Below are 8366 nucleotides of genomic sequence, written 5' to 3'. Positions count from 1 at the left end.
GGGGACCCAGGCATTCGCTGTCCTGCGCGAGCAGTCGTCCCGGGTCGTTGCATGGTCCCGGGCCACCTGCTTACGCACTGGATTAGGGGGGACCACGTCGGACCCTCGCCCGTCGATCGGGCCCGCTCTGGCTCGAAGCACCACCTGATCGTCGACCGTCACGGAACCCCGCTCGCCGTCACGCTCACCGGTGGCAACCGGCACGACGTCACCCAGCTCCTGCCCCTGCTCGACGCCGTTCCGTCGATTCGGAGTCTGCGGGGGCGTCCCCGCCGCAAGCCCCGGCGCCTGTACGCCGACCGGGGCTACGACTTCGACAAGTACCGCCGCCTGCTGTGGAAACGCGGCATCAAGCCGATGATCGCCCGACGCGGCGTCGCTCATGGCTCCGGACTGGGCAAGGTGCGCTGGGTCGTCGAGCGTGCCTTCGCCTGGCTGCACCAGTTCAAACGGCTCCGCACCCGCTACGAACGACGCGCCGATCTCCACCAGGGCCTGCTCGAACTTGCCTGCAGCCTCATATGCCTGCGCCGCCTGCGCACCTCATCCTGAAGCGATCAGCTAGCGACACTGAACCACCCCGGTCGCACCTCGGTCAGAAGCGGTTGAAGGGACCGCACGGCGGTCCGCAGGTCCTGATCCGTGACGTCACGAGGCTCAGGCAGGCTCAGCCCGTACCAGCGCAGTCGCCAGAGGTCGAAGATCTCGCTCCCGTCGGGTGCGAAGTCGACATCGACCTCGATGCCGTCGCCACTGACGAAGCGGCACCCGGGCCCATGAACCGAGTAGGAGTAGGTGCCGACCCGCCCACTCCGGTTGATGATCCGGTGCGAACGGACCAGGCCGAGGACATCTGCGAGTCGCTCAAGCGAAGGGATCGCCGCCCTCATGGCCGCGTCAACTGCGTTGAGAGCGTCGACGTAACCAAGCACGAGCCCTCGTGCATCCCCAACCCGTTCCATACGGCGTCATCCCCCTGAGCCCGTGGTTGAAGGGGATTGTTCCATGGGCCGCCAGCGTCTCCGCAGGGCGGCATTCTGAAACGATCAGTAAGGCCGTTTCCATCGGATCATCTGATCGTCGATCCGTCTTCTTCTGTGACGACGAAGCCGTGGCCGACGTCTTGGACGTCCTGATCTGCCCCGACTTCGACTCCCTCCCGAGCTCCGAGTTGGCCGACCGCATCAACTTTCACCACCCGAGGCTCCGTGGAGGCGGACTGAAGTCCTGCGGGAGGAACGACGTCGCCGTTAGGCTCGGGCCTCCCAGAGGTGACCGCTGTCGACGGGAGTCGGTATGTACGGCATCGTCGTACCTGATGCAGACGCGCTCCGCGGCTTGATCTCCGACATGCAAAAGCAGTTGAACCTCAAGTGGCCTTACTGCGCATATCTGTTCTACCTGGCCCGTCACGTCGATGAGCAGGCGGTAGCTTTCCTTCGCCGCTACGCCCAGGCAGTCCACGACGAGACCGGCGAAGCGATTGCGGTCATCGTCCTGTTCGACGCCATCAATGTGCCCGGCCGTGTTCGTGGGAGACGTCTGGCACCGGATGTTGCGACAGAGCCGCGACGCCGTATCGAGGATCAACGCATCGCCTATGGCTCCTACCCGTTCCACACCGACGCGCAGGTTCCCGACCATGATTTCGATGCTGATTGCTTCGCGTCACCACGGTGGAGTCTGAAGTTCGCAGATGCCATAGGCCTCAGGCGGTCATTCCTGCCTTGCCTTGTGGCGTTCGACGCTGTCATGGACCCGCAGGCACCAGAGTGCATCGTGGTCGACCTCTCCGACGCCGACCAGGCCTGGGCCACGCTCCGAGACTCCGTGGCTGGCTTCATGGCTACGCAGGGTGGTCGTGACTTCGTCTCCACCGCCGAGCGGCTTCGCGAGCTCAGGACCCAGGTTCAGAGCGCGCGAAGTGCCCTACGCAGAGTTGAAGGCCAGGGGAGTCAACCGCGCTGGTGGCCGCCGAGTTTGGTCCCTGCCACGCCGGAGCGCCTTTTGGTGGTGCTCAGCCAGCGCGACCATCCCGACCGGAGAGGCGTTCTCGAACTAGCCGATCGCTGGAGCACGACGGAATCGGCCCGCGAGCTCACGCGGGCCGTTGGCGATGTTCGCGTCCTGCGCGCTGTAGTGAACTATGAGCGCTGCGCGGCGTATCTACGTGAAAAGTGGCTGGACGCATCGTTCGTGCCCGGCTCCGCTCCTGCCGGTGTTGTGCGCCGTCTTGCAGACAGTCTCCGCCTAATTGAGCAGGATCCTTCGCGTGCGGAGATCGACCGTCTCCTGGCCGCGCATGTCGTAGAACGCTCGCGTTTTGTTGAGGCCGTCGAGCGGAGCGGCCGCGCGAACCTGACGGCAATCACGCGGTCGCTCCAGGAGATCAAAAGAGCCGCAGTCCGTCCACCTATTGCCTCCGTCCCTGGGAACGAGCAGGCTCGTCAGGATGCCGCACTTCGCCTTGCCACTCGGCAACGGGAGGAGGCGACCCTACGTGCCGCGCTCGTGTCTGTCCCCTTCCTTCCCCACATCGCCGCCGCGATCGACTCCATCGCCGCGCCCAATCAGGTCGCCCGCCCTCACAGATTTACGCTGTCGAATGTGGCCACTGCCACCGGCGTTGGGGCGTCAGTCGTTCAGATCCTCCAGAGCATCGGAGTGATCCACTAGGCCGCTTCCTCGGATCATCTGGCTGATCAGATGAAGATGCCAGCGATGTGGTGAACCGTTCCGGGTTCGGTGGAGTCTCCACCAGAACCGGAACGGTTCACGTTGACGCTCTCCTCGAATTGCTGACTAGGTGACGCTGTCGGGGATCTTGGAGATTGGGAGCTCAGGGGGCATGGCTGGTAGGCGGATCTTGTCTTCCCGAGCAGAGCTGTTGCCGCTGCTCAACTGGATATCGGGGCCTTTGCGGAGTCCAGGATCACGCCCCCTGTAACGGTTTCGCGTAACGCCAGAACTGCGCCCCGTGGTGTTGAAGTGGCGGGTGATGCTTTCGTCAACCCGCACCGAGGTGTAGCCCTTGCGGTGTCAGTTCGGGCGAGCTGTGCTCTGCGTTGTGGGTGCTGCTGCGACGGTGAAGCTCCGTCCCACCGGAGGAGACCGAGTTGTGCATTCAGCCCCGTTCCGGCTCGGAGGTTCCGGAACTGACCGTGAAGGTCGCCCGCGCCAGCAATCCCCACGGCACCACCGCCATGGCCATCCGTGACCATCTCGACGGCCTTTGGCGGGACGAGGACTTCGTCGAGTGGTACCCGCGGGACGGCAAGCCAGGGCTCTCCCCGGCGCAGCTGGCGACCGTGTCAGTCCTCCGATCTCTCCTGGAACTCTCCGACCGCCAGGCCGCCGAGGCCGTCCGCTGCCGGATCGACTTCAAATACGCCTTGGGCCTGGAACTGGACGACCCCGGCTTCCACCACAGCGTCCTGACGGACTTCCGCGAGCGCCTGGCCCAGGAAGGCAGGGCGGACAAGCTGCTTGACCTCGTACTGGAACGGATCAAAGCCGCCGGACTGGTCAGAGAACGAGGACGGCAGCGGACCGACTCCACCCACATCCTGAGTGCCGTCCGGGACCTGACGCGCCTTGAGATGGTCACCGAGGCCATGCGGGCCGCCCTGGAGGAAATCGCACGTCAGGCACCACAGGAGCTTGTCGGGCTCGTCACGGCCGACTGGGGCGAGCGCTACGGACAGGGCGCCGGCTGTCAGTCCTTGAGCTCGTACTTACAGGGCTCGGCCGACTTGCCGCCCTGGTTGTCAGCGACCTGCTTGCCGTCGACCTTGATCGTGCACGGGGCGGGCTTGAGCATCCTGTCCGGGCCCTCGACCGAGGCAGGTACCACCGACACCGTGACGCCGACCTTCAGCTCGGCCCCCTCCAGTTGGACGGACTCCGTCTTCGTCCAGGGCAACGTCACCTGCTCGAAGTGGTTGGTGTTCCCGATCCACATGACCTTGCCCGTGCCCGTGCCCCCGACCTCGAAGACCACCTGATGGGCAACACTCTTCTTCCTCGACGACGAGCCCTTCGCGCCGCCGCTCGCCGAGACGCTCGGCGAAGCCTCGCCCGCATTGGCCGGGCCGGTGTCCTTCTTCTCGCTGCCGCACCCGGTCAGCAGCACGGCCGCTGCGAGCAGGGTGGTGGTGAGCGTTGCTGTCTTGCGCATGTACGTACTTCCCCGTTGCTGAACTGATCGTTTCGGTGCCGTAGGAGACCGTAGATCATCGCGCCGCGCGGAGAGACATGGCCCGAGTGGCAGCAGGCGATGCCCGCCGGTCGTGGAACTCCTTGACCAGACCGTGGTCGCGCCAGCGGCGGAAGAAGGCGCGTGGACCCGGTCCCACGGCGGGAAGTCGGCTGGCATGGCCCGCCACTTCGTTCCGTTGTCGACGATGTAGCGGACCGCGTCCAACATCGTGCGGTGGCAGTACGCCTCCGGCTGTCCGACCCGCCCGCGCAGCCGGCCCGGCACCGGCAGCAGCGGCCTCACCACCGCCCACTCCGCATCGGACATGTCGGTGGGGTAGCGGCGCTCACGTAACCCGTTGTCACCAGCGTTTCCGAGCTGGTGAGCCAGGCAATCACACGAGTGAGTGAGCGCGCGGGACTCCGCAGCCGCAACTGCGAAAAACTGCAGCACCAGGGCCTCCTGGAACACTCGCTGGCGTAGACACCCTCCGAGCTACCACGAGGCCCTGCTTCCATGCCCGGCACCGGCCGCGATCACCCGATCGAGACTCCCGCTCGACGGGAGACCCCGGCCACCCGGCCTCGAAATTGTGGGCACCGCCGAGCTGCCCAGGGCTAAGTTGGCGCGGTGCATCCGATCCGTTTTGAGACTTCTACGACAGACGGCGTCCATCTCTTCCACTACCTCCCGGGCAATGACCTGGCGGTGACTCGGCACTGGCCTGGCCTTTGGCAGGAATGGCCGGACGAGGGGACGCCGTACACGGAGTGGGCGGTGAACAACAACAACATGGAGGAAGTCGCCGTCTATGTGGGCCTGGTGTGGCGGCTGACGGCCGGCCTGGACCGCTATGCGATCCCGACCTACTACTGCGACGACGCCGAGCGTTTCCTGGAGCAAGAGCCGATGCTCGTGAGCTGGGAGTACGAGGTCGACGCCGAAGCGCCAACCGTCACCACACGGGACAAGGGCTTCGTACCTGCTCGTACGGCAAAGCCCCTTCGCGCGAAGCCGGACAACGCCGGTCGTGCGGGCTTGTTCCGGTTGTCCACGCCTCGCGACCTGGTATCCGCGCTGCACGCGGTGATCTTCGACGCCTCATCGGAGATCACGGTCTTCGCAGTCGCCCCCGGGCCAGATCGTCTCCAGCGGCTGGTGAGCGCGTTGAGCAGCCCAACTCCCCCGACTCTGGGGGGTGTCCTTGAGGAAGAAGGGGTGTTCGCGGACCTGACGATCGGCTCGGATTTCGGCTACTACGACTCGATCACGGTGGCGTCGCGCGCCGATCTGCGGCACCGGGTCGATGACCTGGCTGCCGACTATGCGCGCAGGATCTCAGCATATGAACTGAGCTTGGACGATCTCGCGAGTGTTCCGGACTTCCTCCGGGCAATGCCGGAGCTTGCCGGCGTGGTCTTGGACGTTCCCTGAGCCCTCGATCACCCGATCGAGACCCCCGTTCAATCGGCAAGCCGCTTGAACGGTACGACAACAGCCACTCAAGCCAGTGGACCCGCAGTTCCTGCGTGACGACTTCGCCCACTGGCAGGCGGACTGGCGGCCAGGCTGGCCAGAAGACGTGCTGGTGGACAAGGCATGGGTCGATGCGGCGGCGACGTATTTACGGGGAACCGGCGTGATCGAGGAGACACTGCGCGCAGCAGGCTGGCGGCCGGGACGGCACGTCGGGATCGACCACTGGCGCAAGACGCTCGAGAGAACCGGCCTGGTCCGCAAGCACGATGCCGCTGAAGCCTTCTTGGCGAAGTTCGGTGGCCTGAAACGTCCAGATCAGCGGCCCCGGGATCACCTGCGCCAAGACCCCCTTCAACTTCGACCCGGACAAGCTGATCGGCGAGGAAGACCGCTTCGCCGACTGGAGTCACACCATCGGGCGCGCCATTTTCCCCCTCGGCGAACTCGATGAGGGCAGATTCTTCCTCGGCATCGACGAGAACAGCGCGATCTACCTGGTCGAGACCTGGCTGGCTACGTTCGGCTCTGCCCAGGACGCGCTGGAGAAGCTCATCCTGGGCATCGCCCCGGAGCGGATCGAGACTGCCGACTGGACAGCCCCAGCCGGACCGGGCTCCAGCCCAACGATGCTTCCCGCGGGCCACGCGATTCCTAAAGATCAGCCAATCGGCGCATTGCTAAGGCGCCGCGGAATCCGCAGTCTCGGCAGGACCTCCTGCCAACGAAGCGGCCGCACCTGCATCAGCCGCGGCGGACGATGTTCTCGGCCTGGGGGCCCTTCTGGCCCTGGGTCACGTCGAAGGTGACCTGCTCGCCTTCGTTGAGTTCGCGGAAGCCGTTGCCGGAGATGTTGGAGTAGTGCGCGAAGACGTCCGGTCCGCCCTCGTCCTGAGAGATGAAGCCGAAGCCCTTCTCGGCGTTGAACCACTTCACGGTGCCGCTGGCCATGCTGCTTGTCCTTCGATGTCGCCGGGTGCTTCCCGGTTGGTATGGAGGTGGAGCCGTCCGTCACCGGAAGGCGTCCGCCGTCCGTTCTACCCTGTGGGCGGCACGTCTATCCTGCTCCGCGTGGTCGCGGCATGCCGCTGTGCTGTGAGGCCGGGTCACAGTGCCTCCCGGTGATGAGCCGCTGCCCATGCACGGCGGGCTACTTGCCCTTGGCGGCTTCCTTGAGCTTGGAGCCTGCGGAGACCTTCACGCTGTAGCCGGCCGGAATGTCGATCGGGTCGCCGGTCTGCGGGTTGCGGGCGGTGCGAGCGGCACGGTGGGTGCGCTCGAAGGTCAGGAAGCCGGGGATGGTGACCTTCTCGTCGCCCTTGGAGACTACGTCGCCGACTGTCTCGGCGAGCGCGGCCAGGACGGCATCGGCGTCCTTGCGGGTGACCTCGGCGCGCCCGGCGAGGGCTTCGATCAGCTCACTGCGGTTCATGTGCGGTACTCCGTGTTGTTCGGGTTGCCGCGCCTGCTGGGCGGACGCGACGCTTGTGCCGCCATCCTGCCACCGGGGTCTGACAGCGAGGCCGCTCGGGGCGTGGCCACCCCCACTGTGACTGGTCGAGATAGATGTCACCTGGTCGCGATATCTCTCAGCCGTGCTAGTTCGGCGCGCTGCCATCATGCTGAGATGGCCCACGACATCGTGTTCTTCCTCGCTCCCGACCACGAAACCGCCGCTGCGACGCGCCCGCAGGAACCTGGCGTGGCCTTTGAGTCTGTGAACTGCCGCTTCATTGAGCCGGACAGTGCCATCGCCGAATGGGACATGTACTTCGAGGAGCGCTCAGCCGACGCCCCGCCGCTTGAGCAGCTGTATGGGTGGCGGCCGTGGCCGGAGTGGGTCACTCCGGCCTTGAACGATGGCGTTGAGGTGTTTGCTCTGCCGCAACGGTTGACCCGGGCGTTGGCCACCGCCAGCTCCACCGAGCTGGAAGAGCTTGCAGGTCGCTGGACCGCGAGACTCTGGTCTGACGACGGAGACGATATGACCGACGATGATCTACTTGCGGTGCTGCAGGGAGTTGCCCGGCTCGCGGCGTCCGCGGTGAGCACGGGCGGTGGCATCTACAGTTGGAGCTTCTGACCACCCGGTGGAACCTCTTCGTGCAGTGGAGTCGCCGCCCGCTGGGTGACGACCGGGATGAAAAGTCGGAGCAGGTGACAACAAGCCCGACCATCTGGTGACAAGAAGCGCGAACAGTGCGCTACGGAAGCCCAGGTCAGCCGCCGAATCGGTGACAACTATCTCGACCAGTCATAGCTCCGTGTGACTGGTCACGATAGATGACACCTGGTCGGGATGGATGACAGTGGCGCCTCGTCGGCACGGTCTCGGGATGCGCGGGGCCGTTGTCCGGCATCCACCTGGGTTCCGGTGACAGATGGGCCCGACCAACGCGAGCGAGTGCTAACAACGATGCCCAAACGGTGCCATCTATCGCGACCGCCACGGCGCATCGTGCCTGTCCGGCAGGCTCAGCCGGTTGTCCCGTCTCAGTCGATCTGGTCCCCGTCTCAAATGGTCTGGTCCGATTCGCCCGGCATCTCAGTGGACGTTAAGTCCGATCTTTCTCAGTTCGTGATCACTCGATCGTGGTACTGATCGCTGCGCAGGTCGCGTGCTGGGCATGTTCATGTTGATATGCGGGACATGAAGCGAGAGCCGTACCCGAGCGACTTATCGGACGTGCAG

The 8366-nt window shown here is 65.2% G+C and carries 10 protein-coding genes and 2 pseudogenes; 7 read left to right on the top strand and 5 right to left on the bottom strand.

Going from position 1 to position 8366, the window contains the following annotated elements; all coding sequences use genetic code 11:
- Positions 1-552: IS5 family transposase (locus ACIPK3_RS34215; RefSeq protein ID WP_402576115.1), on the top strand; the 552-nt coding region annotated here is incomplete at its 5' end.
- 5 nt (positions 553-557) lie between these two features.
- Here the strand turns inward: ACIPK3_RS34215 and ACIPK3_RS34210 are convergent.
- The gene (locus tag ACIPK3_RS34210; RefSeq protein WP_402576114.1) at positions 558-962 is read right to left on the bottom strand and encodes a DUF6896 domain-containing protein; all 405 of its coding nucleotides are present in this window, start codon (positions 960-962) and stop codon (positions 558-560) included.
- Between the two features lie 334 nt (positions 963-1296).
- Here ACIPK3_RS34210 and ACIPK3_RS34205 point away from each other — a divergent pair, with 334 nt between their 5' ends.
- Positions 1297-2676, top strand: a complete 1380-nt coding sequence (locus ACIPK3_RS34205) for a hypothetical protein (protein ID WP_402576113.1) — start codon at positions 1297-1299, stop codon at positions 2674-2676.
- Between the two features lie 527 nt (positions 2677-3203).
- Positions 3204-3431, top strand: a pseudogene (locus tag ACIPK3_RS34200) (transposase); the annotation flags it as partial.
- 284 nt (positions 3432-3715) lie between these two features.
- Here the strand turns inward: ACIPK3_RS34200 and ACIPK3_RS34195 are convergent.
- Entirely contained in the window at positions 3716-4177 is a 462-nt protein-coding gene (locus tag ACIPK3_RS34195; RefSeq protein ID WP_402576117.1) for a hypothetical protein, read from the bottom strand.
- 186 nt (positions 4178-4363) lie between these two features.
- Positions 4364-4525 (bottom strand): annotated as a pseudogene (locus ACIPK3_RS34190) (transposase); the annotation flags it as partial.
- 450 nt (positions 4526-4975) lie between these two features.
- Here ACIPK3_RS34190 and ACIPK3_RS34185 point away from each other — a divergent pair.
- The 3 genes from ACIPK3_RS34185 (at position 4976) to ACIPK3_RS34175 (ending at position 6483) form a co-directional block, all read left to right on the top strand.
- Positions 4976-5632, top strand: coding sequence for a hypothetical protein (locus ACIPK3_RS34185; RefSeq protein WP_402576112.1), 657 nt, complete (start codon positions 4976-4978; stop codon positions 5630-5632).
- A 76-nt stretch (positions 5633-5708) separates the two neighbouring features.
- Entirely contained in the window at positions 5709-6128 is a 420-nt protein-coding gene (locus ACIPK3_RS34180) for an SUKH-3 domain-containing protein (RefSeq protein ID WP_402576111.1), read from the top strand.
- Positions 6049-6483, top strand: coding sequence for an SUKH-3 domain-containing protein (locus tag ACIPK3_RS34175; RefSeq protein WP_402576116.1), 435 nt, complete (start codon positions 6049-6051; stop codon positions 6481-6483). Before ACIPK3_RS34180 ends, ACIPK3_RS34175 begins: the two co-directional genes overlap by 80 nt.
- On the opposite strand, the gene ACIPK3_RS34170 is transcribed toward ACIPK3_RS34175, so the two are convergent.
- Positions 6419-6625 (bottom strand): cold-shock protein, encoded by a 207-nt coding sequence (locus ACIPK3_RS34170; RefSeq protein WP_366104467.1) that lies wholly within the window; start codon positions 6623-6625, stop codon positions 6419-6421. The genes ACIPK3_RS34175 and ACIPK3_RS34170 overlap by 65 nt on opposite strands.
- A 199-nt stretch (positions 6626-6824) precedes the next feature.
- Positions 6825-7106 carry an HU family DNA-binding protein gene (locus ACIPK3_RS34165; RefSeq protein WP_402576110.1) on the bottom strand — a complete coding sequence of 94 codons (282 nt, stop codon included), beginning with the start codon at positions 7104-7106 and terminating at the stop codon, positions 6825-6827.
- A gap of 195 nt (positions 7107-7301) precedes the next feature.
- On the opposite strand from ACIPK3_RS34165, the gene ACIPK3_RS34160 reads away from it, so the two are divergent.
- Positions 7302-7757 carry a hypothetical protein gene (locus ACIPK3_RS34160; RefSeq protein ID WP_402576109.1) on the top strand — a complete coding sequence of 152 codons (456 nt, stop codon included), beginning with the start codon at positions 7302-7304 and terminating at the stop codon, positions 7755-7757.
- Positions 7758-8366: the final 609 nt, after the last annotated feature.

This window comes from Streptomyces sp. NPDC086787, assembly GCF_044745865.1.
Classification (GTDB): Bacteria; Actinomycetota; Actinomycetes; order Streptomycetales; family Streptomycetaceae; genus Streptomyces.
Note: the sequence above shows the minus strand (reverse complement) of the source record. Positions and strands in the feature narration are given on the sequence as shown.

What these genes read in the sequence shown, in the direction of transcription:
- ACIPK3_RS34210 (WP_402576114.1), bottom strand. Translation starts at nt 962, where the DNA reads ATGGAACGGGTTGGGGATGCACGAGGGCTCGTGCTTGGTTACGTCGAC.
- ACIPK3_RS34205 (WP_402576113.1), top strand. Translation starts at nt 1,297, where the DNA reads ATGTACGGCATCGTCGTACCTGATGCAGACGCGCTCCGCGGCTTGATC.
- ACIPK3_RS34195 (WP_402576117.1), bottom strand. Translation starts at nt 4,177, where the DNA reads ATGCGCAAGACAGCAACGCTCACCACCACCCTGCTCGCAGCGGCCGTG.
- ACIPK3_RS34170 (WP_366104467.1), bottom strand. Translation starts at nt 6,625, where the DNA reads ATGGCCAGCGGCACCGTGAAGTGGTTCAACGCCGAGAAGGGCTTCGGC.
- ACIPK3_RS34165 (WP_402576110.1), bottom strand. Translation starts at nt 7,106, where the DNA reads ATGAACCGCAGTGAGCTGATCGAAGCCCTCGCCGGGCGCGCCGAGGTC.
- ACIPK3_RS34160 (WP_402576109.1), top strand. Translation starts at nt 7,302, where the DNA reads ATGGCCCACGACATCGTGTTCTTCCTCGCTCCCGACCACGAAACCGCC.